Annotated in this window: 22 protein-coding genes; 9 read left to right on the plus strand and 13 right to left on the minus strand. The window is 41.7% G+C overall.

Annotated features, from left to right (window positions below):
* The first annotated feature begins 432 nt into the window (after positions 1–432).
* The gene (locus tag HWQ43_RS12240; RefSeq protein ID WP_292733506.1) at positions 433–1,104 is read left to right on the plus strand and encodes a hypothetical protein; all 672 of its coding nucleotides are present in this window, start codon (positions 433–435) and stop codon (positions 1,102–1,104) included.
* Positions 1,105–1,338: 234 nt separating this feature from the next.
* On the opposite strand, the gene HWQ43_RS12245 is transcribed toward HWQ43_RS12240, so the two are convergent.
* From HWQ43_RS12245 to HWQ43_RS12265, 5 genes are all read right to left on the minus strand, one after another.
* On the minus strand, positions 1,339–1,503 hold the full coding sequence (locus tag HWQ43_RS12245) for a hypothetical protein (protein WP_292733509.1): 165 nt from the start codon (positions 1,501–1,503) through the stop codon (positions 1,339–1,341).
* Between the two features lie 455 nt (positions 1,504–1,958).
* Entirely contained in the window at positions 1,959–2,858 is a 900-nt protein-coding gene (hetR, locus tag HWQ43_RS12250) for a heterocyst differentiation master regulator HetR (protein WP_094349731.1), read from the minus strand.
* Between the two features lie 134 nt (positions 2,859–2,992).
* Entirely contained in the window at positions 2,993–3,196 is a 204-nt protein-coding gene (locus HWQ43_RS12255) for a hypothetical protein (protein WP_292733513.1), read from the minus strand.
* Between the two features lie 1,595 nt (positions 3,197–4,791).
* On the minus strand, positions 4,792–7,125 hold the full coding sequence (locus tag HWQ43_RS12260) for an EamA family transporter (RefSeq protein ID WP_292733515.1): 2,334 nt from the start codon (positions 7,123–7,125) through the stop codon (positions 4,792–4,794).
* Positions 7,126–8,038: 913 nt separating this feature from the next.
* The gene (locus tag HWQ43_RS12265) at positions 8,039–9,307 is read right to left on the minus strand and encodes an inorganic phosphate transporter (protein ID WP_292733517.1); all 1,269 of its coding nucleotides are present in this window, start codon (positions 9,305–9,307) and stop codon (positions 8,039–8,041) included.
* A gap of 36 nt (positions 9,308–9,343) precedes the next feature.
* On the opposite strand from HWQ43_RS12265, the gene HWQ43_RS12270 reads away from it, so the two are divergent.
* Complete coding sequence (locus HWQ43_RS12270) at positions 9,344–9,625, plus strand: hypothetical protein (RefSeq protein WP_292733519.1); 282 nt, start codon at positions 9,344–9,346, stop codon at positions 9,623–9,625.
* A gap of 41 nt (positions 9,626–9,666) precedes the next feature.
* Here HWQ43_RS12270 and HWQ43_RS12275 read toward each other — a convergent pair whose 3' ends face one another.
* The 3 genes from HWQ43_RS12275 to HWQ43_RS12285 form a co-directional block, all read right to left on the minus strand.
* Positions 9,667–10,713, minus strand: coding sequence for a zinc-dependent dehydrogenase (locus HWQ43_RS12275; RefSeq protein ID WP_292733648.1), 1,047 nt, complete (start codon positions 10,711–10,713; stop codon positions 9,667–9,669).
* Positions 10,714–10,948: 235 nt separating this feature from the next.
* The gene (locus tag HWQ43_RS12280) at positions 10,949–12,382 is read right to left on the minus strand and encodes an efflux RND transporter periplasmic adaptor subunit (RefSeq protein WP_292733521.1); all 1,434 of its coding nucleotides are present in this window, start codon (positions 12,380–12,382) and stop codon (positions 10,949–10,951) included.
* Positions 12,383–12,466: 84 nt separating this feature from the next.
* The gene (locus HWQ43_RS12285) at positions 12,467–15,703 is read right to left on the minus strand and encodes an efflux RND transporter permease subunit (protein WP_292733523.1); all 3,237 of its coding nucleotides are present in this window, start codon (positions 15,701–15,703) and stop codon (positions 12,467–12,469) included.
* Positions 15,704–16,164: 461 nt separating this feature from the next.
* On the opposite strand from HWQ43_RS12285, the gene HWQ43_RS12290 reads away from it, so the two are divergent.
* Both HWQ43_RS12290 and HWQ43_RS12295 read left to right on the plus strand, forming a co-directional pair.
* On the plus strand, positions 16,165–17,910 hold the full coding sequence (locus HWQ43_RS12290; RefSeq protein ID WP_292733525.1) for an FAD-dependent oxidoreductase: 1,746 nt from the start codon (positions 16,165–16,167) through the stop codon (positions 17,908–17,910).
* A gap of 107 nt (positions 17,911–18,017) precedes the next feature.
* Positions 18,018–18,245 (plus strand): hypothetical protein, encoded by a 228-nt coding sequence (locus HWQ43_RS12295; RefSeq protein ID WP_292733527.1) that lies wholly within the window; start codon positions 18,018–18,020, stop codon positions 18,243–18,245.
* Positions 18,246–19,160: 915 nt separating this feature from the next.
* Here the strand turns inward: HWQ43_RS12295 and HWQ43_RS12300 are convergent.
* Positions 19,161–20,060 carry a ferritin-like domain-containing protein gene (locus HWQ43_RS12300; protein WP_292733531.1) on the minus strand — a complete coding sequence of 300 codons (900 nt, stop codon included), beginning with the start codon at positions 20,058–20,060 and terminating at the stop codon, positions 19,161–19,163.
* A 403-nt stretch (positions 20,061–20,463) separates the two neighbouring features.
* Between HWQ43_RS12300 and HWQ43_RS12305 the strand changes: the two genes are divergently transcribed.
* The gene (locus HWQ43_RS12305) at positions 20,464–20,664 is read left to right on the plus strand and encodes a hypothetical protein (protein WP_012411649.1); all 201 of its coding nucleotides are present in this window, start codon (positions 20,464–20,466) and stop codon (positions 20,662–20,664) included.
* Between the two features lie 124 nt (positions 20,665–20,788).
* Here the strand turns inward: HWQ43_RS12305 and glnA are convergent, their stop codons facing one another.
* A complete protein-coding gene (glnA, locus tag HWQ43_RS12310; protein ID WP_292733535.1) occupies positions 20,789–22,210 on the minus strand; it encodes a type I glutamate--ammonia ligase in 1,422 nt (473 codons plus the stop codon).
* A gap of 357 nt (positions 22,211–22,567) precedes the next feature.
* Here glnA and apcB point away from each other — a divergent pair, with 357 nt between their 5' ends.
* On the plus strand, positions 22,568–23,077 hold the full coding sequence (gene apcB, locus HWQ43_RS12315) for an allophycocyanin subunit beta (RefSeq protein ID WP_094349722.1): 510 nt from the start codon (positions 22,568–22,570) through the stop codon (positions 23,075–23,077).
* Between the two features lie 146 nt (positions 23,078–23,223).
* Complete coding sequence (locus HWQ43_RS12320) at positions 23,224–23,430, plus strand: element excision factor XisI family protein (protein ID WP_292733541.1); 207 nt, start codon at positions 23,224–23,226, stop codon at positions 23,428–23,430.
* Between the two features lie 182 nt (positions 23,431–23,612).
* Here HWQ43_RS12320 and HWQ43_RS12325 read toward each other — a convergent pair whose 3' ends face one another.
* Positions 23,613–23,903, minus strand: coding sequence for a type II toxin-antitoxin system RelE/ParE family toxin (locus tag HWQ43_RS12325; protein ID WP_292733544.1), 291 nt, complete (start codon positions 23,901–23,903; stop codon positions 23,613–23,615).
* Complete coding sequence (locus HWQ43_RS12330; protein WP_292733547.1) at positions 23,891–24,235, minus strand: hypothetical protein; 345 nt, start codon at positions 24,233–24,235, stop codon at positions 23,891–23,893. The genes HWQ43_RS12325 and HWQ43_RS12330 overlap by 13 nt, the downstream gene beginning before the upstream one ends.
* A gap of 193 nt (positions 24,236–24,428) precedes the next feature.
* Between HWQ43_RS12330 and HWQ43_RS12335 the strand changes: the two genes are divergently transcribed.
* Both HWQ43_RS12335 and HWQ43_RS12340 read left to right on the plus strand, forming a co-directional pair.
* Entirely contained in the window at positions 24,429–24,863 is a 435-nt protein-coding gene (locus tag HWQ43_RS12335) for a DUF29 family protein (RefSeq protein WP_292733651.1), read from the plus strand.
* On the plus strand, positions 24,864–25,682 hold the full coding sequence (locus HWQ43_RS12340; RefSeq protein ID WP_292733551.1) for a TlyA family RNA methyltransferase: 819 nt from the start codon (positions 24,864–24,866) through the stop codon (positions 25,680–25,682). It begins immediately after the preceding gene.
* On the opposite strand, the gene HWQ43_RS12345 is transcribed toward HWQ43_RS12340, so the two are convergent.
* Positions 25,679–25,936, minus strand: a complete 258-nt coding sequence (locus HWQ43_RS12345; protein ID WP_094349719.1) for a Calvin cycle protein CP12 — start codon at positions 25,934–25,936, stop codon at positions 25,679–25,681. The two genes, HWQ43_RS12340 and HWQ43_RS12345, sit on opposite strands and share 4 nt — an antisense overlap.
* Positions 25,937–26,097 lie beyond the last annotated feature (161 nt).

A 26,097-nucleotide genomic window follows, 5' to 3' on the forward strand; every position in this document is an offset into this window, starting at 1 on the left:
TTTACCCAAACATTCTATTTTGACATTCCACTGATGATAAATCAGCGGATTCTTGGTTTTTTGAAGGTGCTTGCGTTGGTATGACGTATCCTACCAATGTAGAGGCATCTCCTTTACGCCAGTTGCTTTAAGTCGGTTGAGCCGACACACTAGCTTCCAAGCCTGAATTCCGACGTGCCCCGCCGTACTACTGCCAATAAGTTTTTTGTGTTTATTTAGTTTCGTAGGCTACTCAATCATCAGATTGGTTTACGCAGTATTCTTACTCTGAAACACTTTTTACGTTGCCTACTTATCTTTCAAACAGCTATATTAACACAATTTTCGACATAATTAATTATATCTATACTTTACTACCGCCGAAATTCTTAGATTACAGAGGATTTTTAAGATATTTGAGTTAGCATAACTTTGGGTGTTTGGAGAATGGTAATGTCAATGAGCAAAAAAGTGGTTAGCAAAGGTAAGAACAAACAAGGCAGTTCCACCTCCAGGATTTTAACATTACCAGCTTTGGCTATAGCTGGATGTTTAACAATCTTGCCTAATGTGGCTGTTGCTGCCTCCTACAGGAATGATTATAGTGTCTGTGCGGGTCGCCTTTTGAGTGTGGGTGTAAAGGCAGAAGCGGCATCAGAAGGTTGTGCAGCAGCACTGCGTCCAAAAGATTTGGCTGCTTGTGTGGTGAAAATTGATAAAGAAACCCAAATTGCTGCTACAGATGCGCTTTCTTCTTGTGGCAAAGCTCGGCGTCCTGAAGAGTTAGCAACCTGTGTAGTTGGTGTCAGCTTAAGTACTAAGGAAGAAGCTAATCCGACAGTTTTAGATTATTGTGGGCGCAGTTTGTTACCCGTGCGCTTTGGTCAGTGTGTGGTTGGCTTGCGTAGTCAAATCGATTTTCCTGCTACTCAAGCGCTAGAAACTTGTATCAGTGCTGATGATAGTGTTATCGGTGCTTCATCTTCGTCTACACCGCCAACGATAATTCCTGAGGGTTCAAGTCCAAGTTTAGAGACTACCCCATTTCCAAACCAACCAGTTGTTCCAACCCAACCAGTTGTTCCAACCCAACCAGTTGTTCCAACTCAACCGGGCACTAATTAGATTACAGTGCTTTGTGTAATTGATTAAAAATACAGGTTGAATATAGAGTGGCTATTTGCCAACCTGATTCAGGGACTAGCAAAAAATAAATCATCCGATTTTAATTTGTAGGTTGGGTTGAGCAACAGCGAAACCCAGCCTTATATATTTACAATGCTTCAACCTGCGCGGACAAGTCGGAAAACAGCAAGCCCTCAGTGGCTCCCCAACCTACACAACTTAAGGTTTTTGGCGTTAACCCAAGCGTATTGGATTATCGGTAGTTTGATCGTAGAGAAAGCGATCGCTTTGTCGCACTAGTCCCAAGTCGGAACAAGCTGGAATTGAAGCAATAATAGTTACTATATTTCTTACTTTGGTATCTATATCATCATCGAAAGGTTGAAGAAGTTTCAGCACCCCGCCCAAAAAAGCCGTCTTTTTGCCCTTCTCGATGATGCCAACACCTGGTCTTATTCAGACTACAAAGATATCACGCGAACCTTCAGGCGGATTGTACACTAATGCAACTTTCGTCAAACCGCTTTATTAGCTCGGACAAACTTCAGTACCACTTCTGCCACTTATGGGCATTCCGATACCTAGCACTGTTCCCAAAGTGTCCACTTACCAGGTAAGCATTCAAATAAATGAAAAATATTATCATGCTTCCCTCCAACGCAAAGAGGAGTTGGAGAGAGGTTAGTTGAACTCACGTCAGTTTTTCAGCTTTGGGAATTTTGCACAGTTTGCACAGTTTGCACAGTTAGTTATACTAGTACAGCACGGCGTAAATAAAGCAACTATTTCAAATCGTTCAAAAGCCTGTTTTCTAAGCTTTTTGACTTTTGACTTTTGACTTCCGCCTTGCGGTACTAGTCTTCTCTTTCACCAAAAGCCGTCTGTAAAACCACTGCAATACCACCGTCTTGATGATATTTGTCTGCCCAGGCACGGATGACTTCATCTAATTCTTCCATAGCCTGATCCATTTTTTCTGGGAGGATATCAAGTTCTTCCAGCAAGCGCATGGCATTTCGTCGCCGTTCTGCCCAATTTTTCATCATGCGGAAATACCGAGCGGTATCTTCCACCGTGATGTGTGTACGTTCTTCATCGTCTGTTGGGGTATAAGAAAGACGGGTAAGCGCGTAAAAAGGCATTCCCCAAGGAGAATCAATCCGTGTTACCGTTCCTGAGTAAAGCAGACGGCGCTTGATATGCTCACCCAAAGCTTCACTCAAAGGCATTTGGTGTTCGGGTGGCAAGTCTTCTTGCGATCGCTTGTGTAAAAACTCGATCAAATCCAGGAACTCAAAGGAGCTAACTAACTGAGCATCAGGTAAATTACTGGGCAGTTTCTGCTCAATTTGTCTTTTTTCTTCACTTGTCAGATTAGTACCAGGAACACGCGATCGCCCCGGTTGCCAAGGATATTTTTCTAGCCAGACATAAGGCAATTGAATTAAATAGCGAGGTTCCTGAGAACCTAGCATTTTTAACAGTTTGCCTTCTGTTAGTGCCTGTCTGACTTCTTCTACAATAATTTTTACTCGTTTCGGCTCCAAGTGATGCAAGTGCCCTGTCATTCGCAGGTTTTGTCCCTGCTCTAGATAGGTCATGTAAATTGCACACTTTGCTGCTGTTGCGGCTGCGTCTAAAAATGCCCCATGCCTGTGCCCACTCGTCCGCATGGCACTAAAAGCCAGATAAAGCATGATCTGATCCATCGCACTGGGGTCAAGACGTTTGATCAGATCTATGTCGTTACTCATATTACAGACAATTGAATAGCACGTTTACAGAATTTTTAATCGAGTGAAAATAGGTAGTATACACCTGGCTGAAGGCTGTCTTTACTTCAAACTATATTAGTATGCGATAACGATGATATCGGTGGTAGCGCAAACTACCGTTTTCGCATATTTCCTGGTACAAAAGCAGAGTCGGTAGTTGTGACTATAACTGTCTCTGCATCTAACCGGAAAATTAAAGACACCACCAAATCCAACTTAAAGGCGGTTTCTGTCCCAACAGTCAACAATGCTGCAATTAATCTCCAAAGCCTTTCAGTTTTCTGGTCTTTTTCATCTTTCAAGAGCAACAGCGTCAAGCTGCTTACACCTAATTATGGCACTATGCCGACTCAGAGTAAAAACTAGTTTGCGCGGTTAATCTGGGATATCTGTTACTAGAAAAAGATGCTTTTTTTCAGCTTTGGCGAATTATTTGTAGTACATAAGTGACTAGAAATAATTGGGAATAGTCTCAAAACAAATCGCTTACCAGGTGTAGCCACATTTAGAGGTTGAGCTATACAGCTCGTTGTGAACTATCCATTCCGTTCACAACCTCCAGTGATGTCTCGGCTGTATCAGCCGTTGGCTTGAGGGAAGATAGTAGACATCAAATAGAGCAAATAATTCCAATTTCAAAATACCTGTTGTTTTTCAAATATTGTTCCTTATCATATCACTGTTTTTGAGTTTTGAAATAAAATTGTGCATTTTAAAGTTTATAAATTAGGACTATTTAAATATTTGGTATTCGGCTTAAATCAAGGTTTGATGATATTTTTATATTTATTCCTAAATCCAAGTTTTATTTATTATTTTATGTTGATTCTTGGACACGAAAAGCCACGATTATTTCCAACTAAATCGCGTATTTATAAGGCTTTGGCGCTCGTGCTAATAACCGAAAGATTAGTTAATAGCCATACATATAATAAAACATTTTGGGTTACATCCGATGATTATTTAGAGACTTTTTAGCAATAAATTTATATTTTTTTCATGAAAAAATTTTAAACTTTCGCGATTTAATTAATTTATTGGCTACTTTAAGTATGTTTTTACCTCGCTATTTTATATATTTGAGAGACTTAAATTACGTAGATAGTTTGTTGCTGTAAAAGGAGGATAACCCTTAGCAAACTACGATATAAGCTTCGTTTTCTGGGTGTCTGAGCGATACCTACGGTGGGCTACGCCTACGCAGATTAAGTTGACTAGTATAAAACGACAGAAATAAAGATACCATCTTACGAAACACTATTAGTAAGTGGGTGTGAATAATTAAAGATTTGTCGTGACTTAGGGCGGTCTGGGAGCCTTCCCCATTAGCGACAAATAAAACGGAAGGATAGGGGCTTTAGCCCTCACTACAAGGCAATTTGATTGAAGTTACATTGCTTAATATAAGTTAGTTTATTCTTGCCGACTTACTTTGCCTCCCACGCTGAAAAAATAGGTAGGCTCACCGCCTAATATCAACAAAGTGCGTTTGGCTTGAAAAAACGAGTTACTCTAAACATTTGTGCGACTTCTCCATCTCTTAGTTCCAAAATGTGCTGCAATGGTCTTAACTCCTTGCGAATCTTCTTTCTGAGCAAGTACTCGTGCTCAATTGCTGGAGTCAGTACTACTCATATTGCTTACATATACGTGTTTTCCCTACCTGTATCAGGCTAAATCCCTAAAAATATATTACAAGTCGATTTATTCTGAATACTGCTTGCCGATCTATTAAGTGTTATCTGCACCTATACAGCATTCTGAAATCACTCGTAAAAATTTAAATCCCCGACTCCTTTGAGAAGTTGGGGATCTTGAAGTTATAAGTGAGCGCATTAGCGTCAGGATTGATGCTGAGAGCGATGGAAGGTAAAGTAGTTCCCATCACTCTTAAGCTGATTGAACTCGCCATTTAATTCGTGGGACTAGAGGGTTTAACCTGATTTCGCATTGTTTCAAAGCTAAAAGCAGCCGCGCCAAAGGTTACAAATAACACTCCCAGAATTTGCACAATATCCAAATTTTCTTGAATGATTAACCCAGCGAAAATCACGGTTAAAACTGGGATGCTACCACCGATGAGCGCCGATCGCGAGGCACCTAGTTTACTAATACCAACATTATTGAGCAAATAACCTGCAAGGGTCAGCACACCCAAAATAAACGCGCTTAAAACCAGTTCCAGCATTTTAGTGGGATCAACTACTACCAAGTTCCAATTGCTTGGCAAGGGCAGCATCAAACAGATAAAGCTCAACAACAGCATGGTAGTGAAGTTAATCAAAGTAAAAGTCACAGGATGCAGTTTGCTAGCACAGACTCGCGTCAGAATTATATAGGCAGCAAAAGCCACACCCGAAAGAATGGCGGTGCTGCTTCCCATTGAAGTATTACCGATACCGATGCTGGGAGAACCTCCTAAAACCAACAATTCACCGCAGCAAATCGCGGCGATCGCAGCGATGCGGAATAGAGTGGGGCGATCGCGAAACAGAAACCACGAAAATAGACCGCTAACCATCGGATAGATAAAGAACAGTGCGATCGCCATTCCAGTTGGGACTTGAGCGATCGCAATGTAGATTAGCACCTGAGATAAAAACAAAAAGCACCCACTAACAATTGACAACACCAAAATCTGCTTGGTAGCTGCATTGGCAGGTGTGGGATTTCCTCGGACTGAAGCAGACAAAGTTTCAAAGTCTTGCCACAGTCTGGGATGCAATATCGGAGACAAAAGTACCATTAGTGGTACGACTACCATAAACCGTAGCGTCAAAATTAACAGAGTATTGCCCAAAGTCGGCGGTAGCAACTGCTCTACCTCTAATACTCCAAAAATCTGGGAACCTTCGTGGAAAATCACCTTGATGGCTACGTTGTAAAGCGACGATACCACTGCCGATAAGACGATTAACAAAAAACCGATTTGGAGTGTCGATAAACCAGAAGAATTAGGCGATCGCGATTGTGGGGGTTTTGCTTCCGCCTGCGGTTCTGGCGCAGTGGTCGATGAGGATTCAGCTTTGCTTTGGGATACGTTCTTACGGCGGACAGAAAGTGGTTCAGTAGGAATCTTTAGAGAAGGTCGGATTATTCTCGGCTTTGGCACAGACGCGATCAGAGGCTCTGATTTCGTTTCGTTTTCCGGCGATTCCTGATTTAGGACAGAAATTGGCTCGGTGGCATTATCTTTTGGTGGCGGAACTACAACCGCAGTAGGTTCTGATGGCGTTTCCCTTGGCGATAAATCCTGGCTGGGGACAGAAATTGGATTCGCGGTATTTTCTCTAACAATCGGCGGCTCTAATGTTGTTTCTCTTGCCGACAAATCCTTGCTGGGAGAAGAAATTGGATTCGCGGTATTTTCTCTAACAATCGGCGGCTCTAATGTTGTTTCCCTTACCGACAAATCCTTGCTGGGAGAAGAAATTGGATTCGCGGTGTTTTCTTTAATAATCGGCGGCTCTGCTGTCGTTTCCCTTGGTGAAAATTTATTAGGGATCGGGGAAATTGGCTCAAGGGAATTTCTTATTACTTCCTCAAACTCTGGCAGGGATGTATCAACAGAACTGTTTTTTTGTGGCTCCGTGAACTGCAAAACAGTAGGTATACCTGCTGTTGCTGATTTGCGTGAAGTTTCTTCTATAGTTTTTTCTAGTTCTCCATGCAGGCGGTTAACAAACTCCGCCAAAATCGTTTCCCCTTGCTGCTGCTGGCTATACATCCGTGACAACTGTTGGGAAAGATTACTTTGATAGTTCTTCAGCTCCTGTTGTAAGGAATTAAAGGTAACAGTAACGGTGTCATCCAGACTGTCAAACATGTGTTCGACTTTTTCATTAATTTCACCTACTACATTGCTGCTTACTTCAGCAGACTTCAACGCAGCTTGTTCGTAAGATTTGCCCTCCATACTTTGATTAGCTAAAGTTGCCAGAGAGGATTGCAGTTGTGAAGATATATGCTTTGCCAGAACTTCTGCCAGTTGCCGAATTAACACTTGCTGCTCAGTGATTTGGCGCACTTGTTGTAAATGCTCTTTTTCCTCTACCAAGCTTTGAATCTCATCAGATAACCGATTTTTTTCTGACTGAAGCCGCTTTACGTCTTCCTGCAAACCTCTGAGGACATTCTGCTGAAGATTTTCTAAGTCTTCAACTACAGCCCAAAGAGCATTTTCTGCTGCTCTAGATAGCTCCCCTCTGACTCTTGGGTTTTCTGGTTGCTTCTCGAATCGCCCCATTAGCTTCTAACCTCTAACACTTTGACGATAAAGCTGCTTCCCGTACACTTGATTGGCGGTCATCCTAATTTCCTGTATTTTGTCAGATAAATTAAAAATTTTAACAGCACTTCCGCATTTCAACGTAATTCTGTCATAGTAGACACAGGTTAGCAAAGCATCTAAGTTTGCCACACAGCTTACTACACCGTGTTCTCTTCAACATTGATAAGTATTTAACCATTAGATTTGGAATTTTGGTGAGGTATCACCCGTATTGGTCAGTCCACTTGCCGTCTTGGCGCTTTGCTTCGTTAGCGCAGCGTTAGCGAGTCTTCTCCCTTGGCGTTAGCCTCTCCCTTTGGGAGAAGGGGAGACGCTAAGAGCGAACGAGCGTCTGGCAAAGTGGCGAACCCGAAGGGCGGTTCCCATCGTTAGCGACGCTACAGCGTCTGGCGGATTGCCCAACCTGAAGGGATTTTGGATTGATCGCCACGCCTGAAAGTCCCTTAAATAGAGACTTTTTTATTTTTGGTCAGTTTAATTTTCATAAATTATTTGCCAATGAAATTTTTACTTTTAAAGAAATCTCACTCCAAATAAATATTTATTGTTTTGCTGCCAATAATAATTGTCAAAGATTCACAGATGCGTGTGCGTAGGCGAATTGTCGCTGGATATCCCCACCAAATTGTCTGACTTGCGAAACTAGCTGTAAATTTGTGTGGAATGTAACTGGTGTGACAGTTTATATCTCTAAAGAGAGATTAAAGTATCCTTCTGTGGAAATTCAAAGTTACGCTATCCCCTGCACAACATTCTAATGAATGAGCAGCAATTCTGCAAAAACACGCTTTTTTTGGCGTTGTTGCAGTCTGGGTTTTGCTTTGAGTAAATTCCAGTAGAGGAAAAGTTTGGAAAATATTAATAATTCTTAGAAGAATAAAATCTGGGCGATGCTAAAAATGGCAGCGCTCAGGGCAGCACTCACGGGGATTGTAATTAGCCATGCGGCAGCAATACCTTTTAGTGTTTGAAACTTAATCGACTTAATATTTTGCACTAGTCCAATACCAACTACACCGCCGACGAGAGCGTGGGAAGTGGAGACTGGTAAACCTAGCCGGGAGGCGATGAGGATGGTAGTAGCAGTAGCAAGTTCGGCACAAAATCCACTACTAGGTTGCAAGGCAATAATGTTTTCGCCAATAGTGGCAATGACTTTTTTTCCCCAGACAGCTAAACCACCAACAATACCAGCACCACCAAGAATTAAAATCCAAAGGGGGATAGTTATACCATCAATAGGTACGCTACCAGTACGATTGATGTAAACGATCGCAGCTAAAGGAGCGATCGCATTTCCCACATCATTAGAACCATGAGCAAAGGCGACAAAGCAAGCACTTAGTAGTTGGAATCGGGCAAATAATCTTTCTACTGGATTGGGGAATATTTCTCCCTTGTCTTCCTTATCTCCGCTCTCTCCTAATTGTCGCCAACTAATGATTGTGAGTCCAACGGCTGCGATTGCACCTGTTAAAAGGGGGATGTCGTAAGCAGGGATCGTAAAACCAACTTGCTCAATTACAAAATTGGTTAGCGGTTCTGTGAGCGATGGTAAGACAATCACGCCGAATACACCTAGCAGCGCAGTACTCAACCAGGGAATCCACTCTTGTAACTGGACTACTTGATTAGGTTGATCTAAAATCCAGTGCTTGATTTGACTATAAAATAAAGCAGCGATCGCACCACTAATTAACGGCGTTAAAACCCAGCCAATGGTAATTAAACCAATTGATGACCAATCAATTGCACCTACTCCCAAAGCTACCCAACTAAATCCAGCAATCGCACCAACAACCGCATGAGAAGAAGATACAGGTAAACCACGTGATGTGGCAATTTGCAACCACACACCACAGGATATTAGTACCGTTATCATCCCAGTAACGAATATTTTGGGTGTAGCTGCGAACAAGGCGGGATTAGCAATTTTCGTTGCGAGAGTTTCCGTTACCTCATGTCCAAACAACACAGCACCCGTAAACTCTAATACCCCAGCAATAATTAGTGCTTGTTTGAGGGTGACAGCTTTGGAACCTACGGAGGTTCCCATCGCGTTAGCGACATCGTTTGCTCCGAGATTCCAGGCGACGTAGAAAGCTAGTAGAGCGACGAAAAGTAGGGTAATAAGCATTTTGTTGCGGACAAGGGGAAAGTGAGAGAGATGAGGATGAAACTTGAGCTTGTAAGGGTGAACTTTGAACCTTTGAGCTTCATCGTTGAACCTTTTAGCTCCATCGTTGAACCTTTTAGCTCCATCGTTGAACCTTTTAGCCTCATCGTTGAACCTTTTAGCCTCATCGTTGAACCTTTTAGCTCCATCGTTGAACCTTTTAGCTTCATCGTTGAACCTTTTAGCTTCATCGTTGAACCTTTTAGCTTCACCGTTGAACCTTTGAGCTTCACCGTTGAACCTTTGAGCTTCGTAGCTGAATCTCAGACAGAACTTTAAACTTCTAGTTTTAACACTCTCCCATCTCCCTAATCTTCCTTTTACGGATAAATTAAGATTTTATAAGTATCCGGTGTGGGTGCGATCGCAACTTCTACAGCTGCTGATAAATCTTTTAATGGATAGCGATCGCTAATCAACGCTTTTACATCAATTCGCTGATTAAATACAATATCGGCTGATAGACTCTGAAGCCGATAAGAGGAACTGTAACTGCCTATCAAGTCAATTTCCCGACGGTAGAGGATATTCGGGTTAATGGGAATTTCCACCTCATCAGGAAATTCGGCGAAAAACAAGATTTTACCGCCTTTGCGGGTACTATCAAGTGCTTGAAAAAAAGCTTTCTCACTAGGTACAGCCAGCAAAGTAACATCAACACCTAGTCCACCAGTTAAGGCAGAGATTTTGGCAGGTAAATTGGGATCGCGAGCATCAAAAGCCGCCTCTGCACCGACACTCAAGGCTTTATGAATTCTAGAGGGTAGTAAATCAGTAGCGATCGCTTTTGCTCCGAAATACTTCACCAACATGATAAACATTAACCCAATGGGCCCAGCACCAGTAACTAATACAGTTTGTCCTGGAGCAATTTGAGCTTTTCTCACCGCCTTCAAACAGCAGTTAGTTGGTTCTACAAAACTCGCTTCTTCAAAACTGATGTTATCCGGGATGGGAATCAACCCACCGTTTTCCACAATATGTCCAGGAACTTTGACATAATCAGCAAAACCGCCGCCACTGGCGTTAAAGCCTGCGGTAGTGGAGATGTTTTTGTAAACATCACACATAGAGAAATTATCATTTAGGCAGTAGGCGCAACGCATACAAGGGATGTGGTGCATCACTGCTACTCGTTGTCCAACTTGCCAACCTTTGACATTATTGCCTAATACTGCGATCGTGCCGGCAGTTTCATGTCCAAAAATGCGCGGCGGTTCATATAGCGGATAACGAATTTTTTTAATATCTGACTGACACAACCCCACAACTCGCACCTGTACCAGCACTTCATCTGGTTCCACAGTTGGAATTGGGATATCTTCGTAAGACAGTTGATTAACGCCTCTAAATACCTGTGCTTTCACGTTGGTTTTTCCCCGCTCAACGATACTAGATGTAGCATTAGTGGTCAACGTTAAGCTATAGGACTTACACAAAATATCTCTCAAACTCTGATTTCTCCGTGTCCTCCGTGCCTCTGTGGTAGCCTGCGGCAAGCTGAAGCGTCTACGTTATTCCATAACTCTTGCGTAGTCACGTCGCTTGCTTCCCCATTCACAAAGCGTCCCGTAGAGATGGGGTACGCTCCAAATTCAAAATTCAATTCTTAATCTTAGGCTTGGATGCAAGTACCTGAACCGATTTCCCATCTTGAAGAGCATCCGTAGGATTAGTAATTAACCTAACATTAGGGCTTAAACCAGAAACAACTTCAACTTCAGTACCATAATCTCGTCCAAGCTCTACTTTTTGATACCTAACTTTCTTTTCCTTCGTCACAGTGGCTACTTGTATACCATCTGCATTAATAACTAAGGTATTAGCTGGTACTAATAAAGGTGGATTGGCACGTTCAGCCTTAAAAGTCACTTCAGCATACATCCCAGGACGCAACACATTGTCTGAATTCTGTACTTCAATTTCAGTTAAAAGGGTATTAGAAGTAGCATCTAAGACATCAGCAGTCCGAATCACTTTACCAGCAAAAGATTTTTTCGGTAGCTCACGAACACGAACAAGCGCAGTTTGTCCAGGGTGAATTGATTGCACAAAAGCCTGGGGAACATTAATTCGGATGCGTAAATTATCCGTCTGAGCAATCTTAAATAACCAGGAATTTCCACTATTACTATTGCTCCCCGCAGAAATTAAAGCTCCTGTATCTATGTTACGAGCAGTAATTACACCCGCAAAAGGAGCAACAATTTGTTTGAATGTTTGTAAAGAAGTTATCCGTTGTAAATCTGATTTACTAACACTCCTACTTGCGATAAACGCATTAATGTTAGCTTTTTGGGAATTAATAGCTGCAAGAGCAGTATTTACACTTTCTTGGTCTGAATTAACGCGAGCAATTAAAGTATCTACATTAGCTCGACTTGCATTAAAAGCACTTTCACGTTCATCAGCAGCTTGTGTAGTCACGGCTCCTTGGTTTTGAAGTAATTGCCAACGTTGCCAAGTTTGACGTGCTAGTTCTAGGTTAGTACGTGCTTGAGCTAACTCAGCCTGTCTAGCTTTTAAGTTAGCTTTTGTTTGAGAAAGATTACTTTGCTTTTGTGCTAAATCTGCCTGAACTTGAGCGAGATTAGCCTCAGATTTTGCCAATTCTGCACGAGCTTGCTGTATATCTTGGTCAGTTTCCGGGGCATCAATTATAGCTAGTAGCTGTCCCCTATTTACACGTTCGCCAATATCCACTAATTTTTTTTGTAAATAGCCACTAGTACGGGCATAAATTGTGGTTTCTTGGCTGGCTTGAATACTGCTAGGTAATACTAATTCGGTGAAATTAGCAGCAACTTTTGGTTTAACTACATTGACCGAAGAGACTTTTTTGGTTGTAGATTTAGCGAAAGCATTTAATTCTGATTGCTTTTGTAAGCGAGGTATGATGCCAAGTGCTAAAAGTCCAGTAACGACTAAAGTAGTCGTAGCAATAATAGTGATAGAAGTGAAGCGACTTTTTTTAGTCGTTGCTGCGATTGAGGTGAGATTAGAATTATCAACTTGGGTGTTTTCTTGAGTATCCATATTAGATAATTTCTATTTGATTTGTTGATTTATCGAAATTCTTTCAGATCCCCGACTTCTCTAAGAAGTCGGGGATCTAATTATTTACCGATTAGCTACAGTTAATTTGATAGTAGAGGATAGTTCTTCCTCCAACTCTAAATTTTGGGGTTGTTTTCGGCGCAAAATACTATAAATTACAGGTACAAAAATTAAAGTTGCCACTGTTGCTGCTAATAATCCACCAATTACAGCACGTCCTAAAGGAGTATTTTGTTCACCACCTTCTCCTAAACCAAGAGACATTGGTAACATCCCCATAATCATGGCTCCAGCAGTCATCAATACTGGACGCAAACGGGTATAACCAGCAGCTAAAGCCGCAGAAACAGCTTTTTCTCCTATTAGACGTTGCTCATTAGCAAAGGTGACAAGCAAAATACTATTAGCAGTAGCAACCCCAATACTCATAATTGCACCCATCAAAGAAGGTACACTAAACGTTGTATTCGTCACAAATAGTATCCAGACAATTCCTGCTAAAGCATTTGGCAGTGCCATCATAATAATGAATGGATCAATCCAAGATTGAAAATTAACTACTATTAGGCAATAAACTAATCCAATTGCAAATATCAATCCTACTTCTAATCCTAGAAAAGATGAATTCATAGTTTCTACTTGACCTTTCACCATAATTGACGTTCCACGTGGTAACTTCTGCTGAAATTGCCCAACTATTTTATAAATATCGCTGGCTACACCACCTAAATCACGACCTTGAACATTGGCGTAAATATTAAAGACAGGCTGTACATTGTAATGATTAACAACAGCAGCAGCTTTCCCACGTTTAACAACAGCAAGATTGCTTAAAAGTTGTGATGAGTTAGAACCGTTAGCTACAGGAGTATTCTGAATTTTTTCTAGTGAGTTAAGTTTGTATTGAGGAACTTGTACTGCTATTAAATAACTTACTCCTTTGATAGGATCGAGCCAAAAATTAGGTGATGTTTGACCACTAGAACTTAATGATGTTAGTAGGTTATTGGCAACATCTCGTTGAGTTAAACCGCTACGTTGTGCTTGAGAACGATCTACATTAATACGTAGGTCTGGAGCATCAACGACTTGATGTAAATGAACATCAACTGCTCCCGGTATTTGAGCTATTTGAGTTTTGATTTGTTTGGCAATTTTATAATTATCCCGACGATTTTTAGCTGGGCCTATGACCTGAATATCAATAGGCGCTGGTAAACCGAAATTGAGAATTTGAGTTACTATATCCGCAGGTTGGAAAAAGAAGGTTAATTCAGGAAATTGGGCGGTTAATTTTTGGCGTAGTTGTCTAACATATTGCCAAGTAGAATGATGTTTACCTTCTTTAAGACCGACAAGAATTTCTCCATCACCAGGGCCGATGGTTGCTGTGTCACTAAAAGCAAGGTTGACTCCACCTACAGGTAAACCAATATTGTCAAGAATAATTTCTAATTCTTGCTCAGGAATAACCTGACGAATCTCATTTTCAACTTGAGTGAAAATCTGTTCTGTCTTTTCAAGTCGTGTTCCTGCAGGAGCGCGGACATGCAACCGAAACTGACCTGCATCTACTTGTGGAAAAAAGTCTTGACCGACAAAAGGTAGTAAAACTAAGGCACTTACCCAAAAAGCACCAAACATCGCAAAAACTACACCGCGATTATTTAGAGCTTTGGCTAAAGTATTTCGATAGTTTTGGCGAAATTTCTCAAATTGGCGGTTAAACTGCTCATGAATTCGCCAGAAAATATCTTTTTTAGGAATTACATGACCATTACCGTTATTCTCCAGATTTTCATGTTCAGTATAAAGATGTAGTTCCTTACCAAGCAGAAACTTTGCCAACATTGGTACTACTGTCCGCGACAGTAGATAGGAGGCAAGCATCGCAAAAACAACCGCCATCCCCAAAGGCATAAATAGCGATTGTGCTACTCCTGTTAAAAAGATAATTGGGATAAAAACAATACATATTGCCAAGGTAGAAACGAAAGCCGGAACAGCTATTTGTTGTGCGCCATCTAAAATAGCTTGTTGCAGAGGTTTTCCTTGTCCCAAATTGCGGTGGATATTTTCAATTTCTACTGTGGCATCATCAACTAAAATCCCAACTGCTAGAGATAGACCTCCCAAGGTCATAATATTCAGAGTTTGTCCTATCAATCGCAGAGCAATGATAGAACAAAGAATTGATAAAGGAATGGAAATTGCCACAATTAAAGTGCTGCGCCAACTGCCTAAGAATAATAAAATCATCGCGGCAGTTAAACAAGCTGCAATCAATCCTTCGGTTAATACTCCGTGGATAGAAGCTTTAACAAATATAGATTGATCAAATAAGATTTCTAAACCTAATTCTTTGGGTAATGTAGCTTGAATTTTGGGTAGTCTTTCTTTGACTCTAGCAACAACATCTAAAGTTGAAGCACTACCATTTTTGAGAATGGTCAATAAGCTAGAACGTCGCCCATCTCGACGAACAATATTATTCTGCACTGCAAAGCCATCATGAACTTGGGCAACATCACGTATATAAATTACAGTGCCGTTAATCTGTTTAATGGGTAAATTGTTTAACGCGTCTAAGACTTGGGGACTGCTATTGAGTCGAACACTGTACTCGCGATCGCCTAATTTGGCATTTCCCCCAGGTAAGATAAGATTTTGGGCGGTGATTGCGGTTGTGACATCTGTAGCTGAAAGACCTTTAGCGAATAGTGCCTGCGGGTCAATATCTACCATAATTTGCCGAGGTTTACCTCCATAAGGTAGGGGTACAGATGCACCTTGAACAGTCGCTAGCTGAGTCCGTAGAAAATTATTGCCGTTATCGTAAAGTTCTTGCTCTGAAAGTGATGTGCTGCTAACACTTAGCTGAAGAATAGGCACATTTGAAGCATTGTAGCGAATAATTAAAGGAGGTGTAATTCCTGGAGGTAAACCTCGAAGAATTGTTTGAGTATTAGAGGTAAGTTGAGCTACTGCTGCCTCAATTTTTGCTCCTGGTTGGAAGAAAACTTTAATGACGCTAACACCATTGAGTGATTGTGATTCGATGTGTTCAATATCATTAACAGTTGTTGTAAAAGAGCGTTCACTGGTCGTAACAATACGCTGTTCCATTTCTTCTGGTGAGACACCACCATAAGACCAAATTACGCTAACAACGGGAATATTAATTTCTGGAAAAATGTCTGTTGCCATGTGCGTAATAGTAACTACTCCTAATACAAAAATAAGTATAGAAGTAATTACAAAGGTGTAGGGGCGACGAAGAGCAAGTTTAACAATCCACATTGTTTTTTAGTTTAAATTATTCTTTCTTCTTCAGTCTGTTAGTGCAATTTACACTAAAGTAAATTATTATTTAAATTTTAGTTATTCATTGCCAAATGAATATTTGCTGAACGCTTCCATTTGCAATCAGCTAAATTTAAAAGTATTAAGCTTCATTTAATCCGGTAACTCGATAGATTTACAGTATTTTATGTGAAATTATCTTTGCATACAGATGTGTAAAATGCAAGACCCTATACTTCACCAAAATCAATATGTAATATTTCGTACATAACTACGTTACTACCTTGTAAAGCTAGTTTTGAGGGTTCGTAGTAAGCACTTAAGTGTTTTGCTTACCCATCAATTTAAACTTGACAAAAGCTGATTTCTAGAGGTGAATTATAAACTCAGCTGATAAAAGTAGAGCCAAGGATCAACCGAAATCAGCTAGATAGCTAACCCTGGTGGAGGATTTGGTCATGGTTCATCAGACATATACCGCTGATGTCTTAGTTGTCGGTGGAGGAACTGGAGGGACTGCGGCTGCTATCCAAGCGGCGCGAGGGGGAGCTAAAACCATTTTGGTGAGTGAATTTCCTTGGTTGGGAGGGATGCTAACTTCGGCTGGAGTGTCTGTACCCGATGGCAATGAATTAGAAGCCTTTCAAACAGGGTTATGGGGTGCGTTTTTGCAGGAATTGCGGCAACGACAGCCTGGAGGATTAGATAATAGCTGGGTAAGCTTTTTTAGTTACGATCCCCGAATTGGAGCAGAGATTTTTGCAGATTGGGTACGGGAATTGCCTAATTTACACTGGATTTCTGGACAAGTACCTTTAGAAGTCTTTCGGCAGGCTGATTCGATAACAGGTGTCCGCTTTGCTGATTTTGCTGTCACAGCCAAGATTATTCTCGATGGCACAGAGTTAGGAGATTTATTAGCTTTAGCTGACATACCTTACCGTTGGGGTTGGGAATTGCAATCTGAGTGGGGAGAACCCAGCGCCCCAGAGACTTTTAACTCTTTAACTCAGAAATATCCTGTGCAAGCGCCCACTTATGTAGTGATTATGCAAGACTTTGGTGAAGCGATAGCACCAGAAATTGCGGCTGCACCTAACTATAATCCATCGCAGTTTACAGGTGCTTGGGATGCCTATGGAGCAGAGACATTTTTAAATTATGGACGTTTGCCCGGTGGCCTGTTTATGATGAATTGGCCAATCTGTGGCAATGACTACGGCGAAGGGGTAGGGCGGTTGATAGAGTCAGATGTATCCAGAGGTGAATTCATCCAAGAATCTCGCTGGCACAGCCAAAATTTTGCTCATTTCATCCAAAAACAGCTTGGTCGTCGCTATGGTTTAGCAGAAAAAGTATTTCCTCACACCTCTACAGCTTTTGCACTACATCCCTATTACCGGGAAAGCCGCCGCTTGGTGGGGCTAACTACTATACGAGAACAGGATATTTTGCCGATCGCCAGAGGTAGAGTTGCATCTATATTTAATGATGCGATCGCGGTTGGTAACTACGCCAATGACCATCATTATCCTGGCGTTCAATTCCCATTGCAACCTAAATCCATCCGCTGGGGAGGACGTTGGACGGGGACTCCCTTTACAATTCCCTACAGTTGTCTAATTCCAGCCACAACAGATGGTTTCTTGGCCTGTGAAAAGAATATTTCTGTCTCCCACATTGCCAATGGCGCTACCAGATTACAACCTGTGGTGATGGGAATTGGTCAAGCATCAGGGATGGCAGCGGCGATATGTGTTGAATTAAACTGCCAGCCGAGGGATTTACCTATTAGAACGCTGCAAACGGCTTTATTAGAAGATAATCGCTCAAAAGCGCTAATTATTCCTTTGTTTAATCTTCCTCCCAATCGTTCGGATTGGCGGCACTGGCAACTGTATTACTTAGATAACCCACAAGCCTATCCAGTTAGTGGCGATTGCCCTGACTCTGCTTTTGACAAGGCATTAATTCAGGAGAGTAACTGTTTCAAAGGCATCTTTTACCGCTTGGAACAGCAGGAATACAAATTCACTGTCACAGCACCAGCCGCATATCAAGGGCAAAGTTGGCAGCTTGTGACTTTGCGATCGCATATCGACGAGCAATTACGCGCTTATCCCCACGAACAATTAGTTACATTGTGGGGTCGTTACAATCACTCTGGTAATTGGTTATTAGTGGAACATTTAAACGGAGGATAAGAAGAGTTTATTTTCAGTAAAACAGAATACTTTTTGATGAATTGTCCGGATATTAATCAAAAAGCTAAGTATCAGTGAAGTGGAGAGTTCCAAAATAGACATCTGCTATGCGTGCTGCCATTTCACTTTTAGTCTCGAGTCTGGTGTTCGGCCCCTTAGCTTTTAACTGCCAAGCAATGGTCAATCACTTATCAACAGGGCTGCCTTCCACGCCTACTTCGGAACAGTGGCTCTCGGCGGCATCTGAACAAGCTTCAGATGATGCACCACGTCATCGCGGTAGTGGGCGCAGAGAAGTGACACAAAAAGTCCGAAATATCTATGCTGTGGTTTAACTACTGTAGGGTAATGACTCTTTCCTCAAAGGAACAGAATTACCAGAAAACACGATGTTGTGTTACCATCTCTAACACAGCTTTTCTGGCAGAGATATATACAGTTGACACACGAAAGTCTTCAGCCAGTTGACACACGAAAGTCTTCAGCGATCGCTTAGTATTTCAACTGCAAACTTTGTATATATAGTTGGCCTCAATCCTGCCGATCAAAAGCAAATCAATTTAAGTGCTTTGATCAACAGCATTACCAACTCCTCAAAAGCTCTACAACTGTTGCTCATATTCGGTAGAAAGGTTTGCATCTCAATCCTCAACGGCTCTAAAAATAGATGTTACTTAGGCTATCAGTTAATCTAAAGCACATCTAATTCAGACATTGTGCTTGTTGAGGAAATAGTCTTAAGGCAACTTCACTTTATTCCCCAATAGATTTTCTTCTCATACATTCAGTAGCTGATGATCTACATAAGCAAGTAACCGATCTTCGCTCTGACATCTGTTTAGCGTCCTTTGCCGAAGCATAAAATCCCTTTCGTTTCATTTCTTGCTTATCTAGCGTATGGATTCGCATAAGTAGTATAGGTTTATTGCACTTGCTAACAAATCTACTATTCTTGACCTACTTTTGCCCCTTGGTTCGTTCTCCTCGTAGATGGCTCCCGACAAAATAAAATAAGTGTTAAGAAGGATCTGCCAGATCATCTTAGTCTTTTTAATTATTTTACACCCAAGGCCAGATGCAAAGTTTTGCATTTGGCCTTTTTAGATGAATTTTACTTAAAGAAAAGGGAGTGGAGAGTGAAGAGTGGGGAGCAGAGGAGCAGGAAAGACAAGGAAGACAAGGGGGAATTATTTGAACAAGTCTCTCCCTTGTCTCTTCTCCATGCCCAATGCCCAATGCCCAATGCCCTTTTACACCGTTGTATTCTTGCGGCTACTTTCTCTTCCCTGGATGCCGTTGAGGAACATTGGCACAAACTTCTCAATAAACATCTGTGGATCTCGCTGCCAAGCCTTTTGTGCAGCCTGAATTCGAGTAAATTGCAACTCCGGCGCTAGCAAAGTCTGGGGTAAGCGTTCCATCAAATATTGAGGACGTTGCCAAAGCGGCATGGTATTTGCGACTTCCACCAGGTTGGCAACTCGCCGTAGTTCTGCACCCAAGGTAATATCCATTCCTGATTCAAACGCCGCTTGTTCAATTGCAGTATATTTTCGCTTGGCTTGCTCTACTTTTTGCTGATGTTCTGGACTCTTACGCGCAAGTTCTCCTAGCCAACGATTACCCCAGCGGACATGTCCTGCTTCCTCTGGGAGAATTTTTTCAATCGTTTCCCGAATTTTGATGTTTTCTTCTGTCTGAGGTGCTTGTTTAAGCGCGTGAATGTGGGCAGAGAAATACTCACAACCCCGCTTTTCGGTAATGTTAATTGCGGCCAAGGCAGCAATCATACCGTCCTCTAGGTTGTGTTTTGGATCGTAGGTGTCTTTGTCGAGAAGCCGATCAAATTCATCAATATACGAAGTTCCAGGGGGAGTTCCTATATCGCTTCCCAAATCAATCAACAAGTCAGTTAGCCACATGGCATGACGAGCTTCATCTGAGATGTGATGAGACAAATCCCGCACCAGTTCCCGTGGCTGTCCATTCAGTTGTTCAATTACCTCAGTTAGGTCTTTGCAACTGCGTTGTTCACTGTAACGGTAGCGGTTGAGAGTAATTAGATGGATTTCGCGATCGCATACCACCTGTTTCAATATATCTCTCGCACTTAAAACATTTTGAAATTTACGTGGGTAGGTAACTGTCATAACTTATGTAAATTTTTGTAAATCTTTATTTAATCTAACTTAATTTTTTGCAACTGCTGTATCTGTGCCGCTTCACCCAAAAAAACGGTAAAAGTCATAAACAATAGTCATTTGAGTTGAACTTAAGTGTCAGACCTTTTAAATGTAAATAAAAGTAACGAATAAATGTTCTGTCTTGAGAGAGGTGTGTTTCTTCAGGTGAGACAACCCTGAAGCCAGATGATTTTAGCCATCAAAGGTGGCTTAGGGGGAGTTTTCCAACTTTAGGAAAAAATATCTAATATTGTCAGCAAAGGCAAACATAAATTTATATAAAAAGTAGCCTATGTTACAGAATTTTTGCTATAGTAGTTTATAGAAAAGCCAAAAATTATATATTCACAAAATAGAGAGGACTATGGTTATGTCTATCGCAGATAAATCTCGTGCATTAATGGTGCGTGAACACCAACAAGTCAAGAATCGCCAACAATCAATGCTGATGCGTGCGGCACAAGAACTTGGTCTTCCTGAAGAAGTATCTCACTACTGGAACCCGATTCAAGGAAAAGTAGATGCTAGCAGTCGGATGATTTATGGCCCCAGCCACGCTTCTATGAGCTAAGTTTCAGTGGTCATAAGTTGGATTTTTTGATTGAATGTCTCAACTGACAAGTCTGGAAAAAAAAGCCACCCTCTACTTTAGGGTGGCAAAAGTTATTACTTAATTAGTTAAATACGACTCTTCATTAAGCATCGTAATAGAGGTAAAACTCGTAGGGATGAGGACGCAGCTGTAACTGCTTGGTTTCGTTAAGCTTGTAGTCAATCCAATTTTCGATAAAGTCTTCCGTGAAAACGCCTGATTCTGTCAAGAAACCGTGATCGTTTTCTAGTGCTTGCAATGCCAGTTCTAAAGAACTTGGAGTTGAGGGAACCTTTGCAAGCTCCTCTGGAGAGAGTTCATAGATATTCTTATCTAAGGGTTCACCAGGATGGATTTTGTTCTTGATGCCATCGATACCAGCACAAAGCATTGCAGCAAATGCCAAGTAGGGGTTAGATGTAGCATCTGGACAACGGAATTCTAAACGCTTGGCTTTGGGGTTCTTACCAGATAGAGGAATACGGATAGAAGCAGAACGGTTCCCTTCAGAGTAAGCTAAGTTAACAGGAGCTTCATAACCAGGTACTAGGCGCTTGTATGAATTGGTGCTGGGGTTGGTAATTGCCAACAGCGCTGGTGCGTGTTTGAGAAGACCACCAATGTAGTACAACGCCATATCGCTCAAGCCAGCATACTTATCACCTGCAAACAGAGGTTGGCCATCTCTCCAGATGGATTGGTGACAGTGCATTCCCGAACCGTTATCGCCAAAAATCGGTTTTGGCATGAAGGTGACGGTTTTGCCGTATTTCTTAGCAACGTTCTTGATGACATATTTATAAATCATCAACCAGTCAGCCGCTTCGATCAACTTCCCAAACTTGAAACCTAGTTCGCACTGACCACCAGTAGCAACTTCGTGGTGATGCTTTTCAATGGGCACACCTAATTCTGCCATTGTCAACAGCATCTCTGTACGGATATCTTGGAAAGAATCCGTCGGTGCGACTGGGAAGTAACCTTCTTTGAAGCGTGGTTTGTAACCCAAGTTGGGTTTTTGCTCTGTACCGGCTTTACCAGAATTCCAAGCACCTTCTTCGGAGTCTAAGAAGTAGTAGCCCTCGTTAGCAGTTTGGGCAAACCTAGCACTGTCAAAGATAAAAAACTCAGCTTCAGGGCCAAAGAAGGCTGTATCACCAATGCCACTGGCAACCAGGTAATCTATTGCTTTTTGGGCAATAACACGTGGGCAACGGTTGTACGGTTCACCCGTGCGGGGGTCTTTAATACTACAAATTATACTTAGTGTTGGTACTTCCATGAATGGGTCGATCCAAGCAGTGTTGGGGTCGAGTACCATCGTCATATCCGATTCGTTGATCGCTTTCCAACCCCGAATGCTGGAACCGTCAAAAGCTACGCCATCAGTGAATGCAGTCTCATCGATTTGGTTTTGGTACAGTGTGAGGTGCTGCCAAGTCCCTACTGTGTCGATGAATTTGAGATCAATCAGTTGAATTTTTTCATCTTGAATTCTCTTCAAGAGTTCTTGGGGTGTTGTCATTGTTACTCCTTCTCTACCAATTTCCTAAAGTCAACCAGAATCTTACATTGCATCCTAACCCTGCTGATCTCAATCAGGCCGTGACACACCAGAAATATCTTAAATACTAGACATTAGCGGATTTTGTAGTTTGTGCTACAGATATCTGGATTATCAGGTTATATTAACCTTTCAGCGATCATCTGTACAAAACTGGAAAGTTCATCATATAGGGGTCAACTTTGGCATAGAATCCATAGATAGTGGATAAATTGTTTTTGTGCCGAATCTATTTTTAATAGCACAAAACTTTACTGGTGCATAAGTGCAGCCAAATAAATATCAAACCATAAATAGCAATGATTGGGAGAAGAAGGAATGCGCGATGCGGTAACAAGTTTAATTAAGAATTATGACCTAGCGGGTCGGTATTTTGACCGGAATGCGATCGATAGCCTGAAATCTTACTTTGATAGTGGTACAGCACGAGTACAAGCGGCAGCGGCGATAAATTCTAATGCGGCTGCACTTGTCAAGCAAGCTGGTTTAAAGTTATTTGAAGAACTGCCAGAATTGATTCGTCCTGGTGGAAATTCTTATACGACTCGTCGTTATGCAGCTTGTTTACGGGATATGGACTACTACCTGCGCTATGCCACCTATGCGCTAGTTGCTGGGAACACAAATGTATTGGATGAACGAGTGCTACAAGGGCTACGGGAAACTTACAATTCTCTAGGAGTGCCTATTGGGCCTACGGTTCGCGGTATCCAAATTCTCAAGGATCTGATTAAGGAACAAGTAGCAGCCGCAGGTGTGGTTAATACTGCTTTTGTGGATGAACCATTCGATCACATCACACGCGAGTTGAGCGAGATAGATATTTAGATTTTAAGTAGGCAAGGTGTCTGCCCCGACACAAGCATAAATAGCGATCGCACTTTGGTTTAATGGAGCGATCGCTTTTTTGTTAACTCTAGACGTTGAGAAGGGCTTTATTCAAGCTTTTGCCCGCAACTAGAAAGGATTATCAGATGGATAAGCTAGCTCGGTATCGTGAAATTATTCGTCAGTTGATATTTGACTATGCTAGTCACAAGCCTGCTAACGGTCAAATAGAGACAGAAGCAGTCATTGACTCGGAGCGAGAACACTACAAGGTGTTACATGTCGGTTGGGATGGTGTGCGCCGCGTACACGGTTCGGTGGTACATATAGATATTATTAATGATAAAGTGTGAATTCAATATGATGGTACTTCCCAGCCAGTAGCAGAGGCATTATTTAGAAGCGGGTATTTTGCGCGAAGATATTGTCTTGGGTTTCCATCCTTATGAACTACGGTAATACACGGATTTTGCTGTATCTTAATTATTTTTAACTACTCAAGTTTCAGAACCTCAAACATTAAAATATGGCGTTTTTAATGAGGTCGATTTTCTCGACCATGATAGACAGGCAAAACCAGAATTGTGTCGTCCTCTAAAGAGTAATGAATCACATAACCATATTTGCCAAATGGAACTATCAACTTCCGCCGTTCTGAACCATCGCCGAAAGCAGTTCCTTTGTAAGGCATATTAGCTAGGCTGAAGCCTGCCTCTCGAATTGCCTGTGCAGCTTGAAAAGCAATACTTTCATTCTGCAATTTCAAAAAATCGAACAGCCGTACAAGGTCACTGAGTGCTTCTGGTAGCCAAATTACCTTGGACATGGATACTCATGATCTGTGCCAATACTTGCTAACCACAAAGCTACCTGTTCATGTGGAATACCATCACCTGTTTCACGGTATCGCTGCAATCGACGCATATCTTCTTCTCTGGTTGCGTCATCACTGATGAAAGTCAAATCTTGTTTCTGGAGTTGCTGCCAATCCTCATTACTGAGGTTGTAATCCTCATCAAGATGTGTCTCTAGAACTTTTTTTAAAGTATCCAAGCTACCGTCTGAGGTGTTAACCCATTCCCTAACAGCCACTTTCAGGGCTTCTAAAGTGCTGTAAGCATCCAGTTGTGTGACAATTTGCTGCCGAATATCTGTCATTGTGCTTTTTTAAGCCTTATATATGAACAATTATATAAAAAACTCTGTGCATTCCAAAAGGATAATGGTATGCAGTTGCGTAGGCGTAGCCCATCGTAGATATCGCTCTTAGATGAAACGCATTAGCCTATCTTATCTAGACTAGAACCGCCATAAGCCACAATAGAAGTTGCCGATGTTTGAGGCGCTGATTATGGAAGAATTATTAACTCTAAAAGACTTGCTTGTTAAGGGCGATGTTCAAGGAGCATTAATTATAGTTGAAGAATTAACAGAGATGAGCCGAAATGATATCATCAAGACGATTCGTAGCTATGCAGTGATTTTGCTGTTGCATCTGATTAAACAACAAGCTGAAAATCGCACGACTCGCTCTTGGGAAGTCTCTATTCGGAATTCGGTTCGGGAAATTCAGCGGGAAAACAAGCGGCGTCAAGCTGGAGGCTATTATCTTGCACCAGAAGAATTATTAGAAATCTTAGCAGAAGCCTATTTAAATGCCATTGATGAGGCTTCCTTAGAAGTAGAAGAAGGTCGTTATGAAGCCCAAGAATTAGAAAAGCTGGTTAACCAAGAAGAAATTATCAATCGTGCTTTGACTTTAATCTTACCAGGAGAGTCTAGTTAATTGGCTAAACAGCGACTCGATACACTATTAGTAGAGCTAAATTTATGTTCTTCTCGCGCCTTAGCACAGAGGTTAATTCAGGCGGGAGAAGTTACTGTTAATCAGCAGTTAGTTGATAAACCTGGTACTGAAGTTGATATTGCGGCTCAAATCAATATTAAAGAGCGATCGCCTTTTGTTTCTAGAGGCGGTGAAAAACTCTCTAAAGCTTTGTCAGTATTTGCCATTCCCGTAATGGAGCGCATTTGTTTAGATGGTGGGATTTCTACTGGTGGTTTTACTGATTGTCTCTTGCAAGCTGGAGCAAAAAAAGTTTACGGCATTGATGTCGGTTACGGACAAGTTGACTGGCGGTTGCGAAATGATCCGCGGGTGATTTTGCGGGAACGCACCAATCTACGGCAACTACGACCAGATGAGTTATATGGCGAAAATGACGCGATTCCTGATTTGGCGGTAGTTGATGTATCGTTTATTTCTTTAACTAAAATTTTGCCTGCTTTATGGCAACTAACTCAAGCTAATCGAGAAGCTGTGTTGTTAGTCAAGCCACAGTTTGAAGTTGGCAGATCCCGTGTGGGTAAAAAAGGTGTTGTGCGCGATCCAAACGACCAAGCTGATGCCATTTTCCAGGTGTTGCAGACAGCCCACGAATTAGGATGGAAATACAAAGGCTTAACTTGGTCGCCGATCACTGGCCCGGCTGGGAATATCGAATATCTGCTGTGGTTGGGAATGGACAGTGAAATACCACCACTTGATTTAGAAACAATTAAGCTCATAACGCAATCAGCAACAACTGATTTACGGAAAAGTTAAACGTCGTAGATCAAACATTCTACGGAAGCTGGATGGCGATCGCAATAATTTTCTAAAGAGGTTTTGTTTGGTTTTGCTTGTTGTTGATGAGCTTTCTCAGCTTGTAATTCTTCTACAATGTCCCAAGCTACAGCACAACCAGCAGAATCGCTCCCATCAAGCTCACAAGTTGTCCGGGCTTCAGTAATGGCTTCAGTAATGGCTTCTTCAAGATTTGCTGCCTTAGCAGTTTCAAATTTTAGGGTAGTTGTCACGATCGTTTCACCTTTAATTTACACAGATAGATATTAGGAAATAGGGAATCGTTTTATTTCCTATAACCTGTTCCCTCAATCTTGCATCCCAAATTCGGAATGTCAGTCAATTGTCAGAAGAGTTTGATAGAAGTTGATAAACACTTATAAACGGTAACAAA

The organism is Nostoc sp. JL31 (assembly GCF_017114965.1).
Lineage (GTDB): Bacteria > Cyanobacteriota > Cyanobacteriia > Cyanobacteriales > Nostocaceae > Nostoc > Nostoc punctiforme_A.

Bases quoted from the DNA above. Each gene is read 5' to 3' on its own strand.
- HWQ43_RS12300 (WP_292733531.1), bottom strand. From the start codon at position 20,060: ATGACAGTTACCTACCCACGTAAATTTCAAAATGTTTTAAGTGCGAGA.
- hetR (WP_094349731.1), bottom strand. From the start codon at position 2,858: ATGAGTAACGACATAGATCTGATCAAACGTCTTGACCCCAGTGCGATG.
- HWQ43_RS12270 (WP_292733519.1), top strand. From the start codon at position 9,344: ATGAAACTTGAGCTTGTAAGGGTGAACTTTGAACCTTTGAGCTTCATC.
- HWQ43_RS12335 (WP_292733651.1), top strand. From the start codon at position 24,429: ATGGAAGAATTATTAACTCTAAAAGACTTGCTTGTTAAGGGCGATGTT.
- apcB (WP_094349722.1), top strand. From the start codon at position 22,568: ATGCGCGATGCGGTAACAAGTTTAATTAAGAATTATGACCTAGCGGGT.
- HWQ43_RS12305 (WP_012411649.1), top strand. From the start codon at position 20,464: ATGTCTATCGCAGATAAATCTCGTGCATTAATGGTGCGTGAACACCAA.
- glnA (WP_292733535.1), bottom strand. From the start codon at position 22,210: ATGACAACACCCCAAGAACTCTTGAAGAGAATTCAAGATGAAAAAATT.
- HWQ43_RS12330 (WP_292733547.1), bottom strand. From the start codon at position 24,235: ATGACAGATATTCGGCAGCAAATTGTCACACAACTGGATGCTTACAGC.
- HWQ43_RS12295 (WP_292733527.1), top strand. From the start codon at position 18,018: ATGCGTGCTGCCATTTCACTTTTAGTCTCGAGTCTGGTGTTCGGCCCC.
- HWQ43_RS12290 (WP_292733525.1), top strand. From the start codon at position 16,165: ATGGTTCATCAGACATATACCGCTGATGTCTTAGTTGTCGGTGGAGGA.
- HWQ43_RS12325 (WP_292733544.1), bottom strand. From the start codon at position 23,903: ATGTCCAAGGTAATTTGGCTACCAGAAGCACTCAGTGACCTTGTACGG.
- HWQ43_RS12280 (WP_292733521.1), bottom strand. From the start codon at position 12,382: ATGGATACTCAAGAAAACACCCAAGTTGATAATTCTAATCTCACCTCA.
- HWQ43_RS12285 (WP_292733523.1), bottom strand. From the start codon at position 15,703: ATGTGGATTGTTAAACTTGCTCTTCGTCGCCCCTACACCTTTGTAATT.
- HWQ43_RS12260 (WP_292733515.1), bottom strand. From the start codon at position 7,125: ATGGGGCGATTCGAGAAGCAACCAGAAAACCCAAGAGTCAGAGGGGAG.
- HWQ43_RS12320 (WP_292733541.1), top strand. From the start codon at position 23,224: ATGGATAAGCTAGCTCGGTATCGTGAAATTATTCGTCAGTTGATATTT.
- HWQ43_RS12240 (WP_292733506.1), top strand. From the start codon at position 433: ATGTCAATGAGCAAAAAAGTGGTTAGCAAAGGTAAGAACAAACAAGGC.
- HWQ43_RS12265 (WP_292733517.1), bottom strand. From the start codon at position 9,307: ATGCTTATTACCCTACTTTTCGTCGCTCTACTAGCTTTCTACGTCGCC.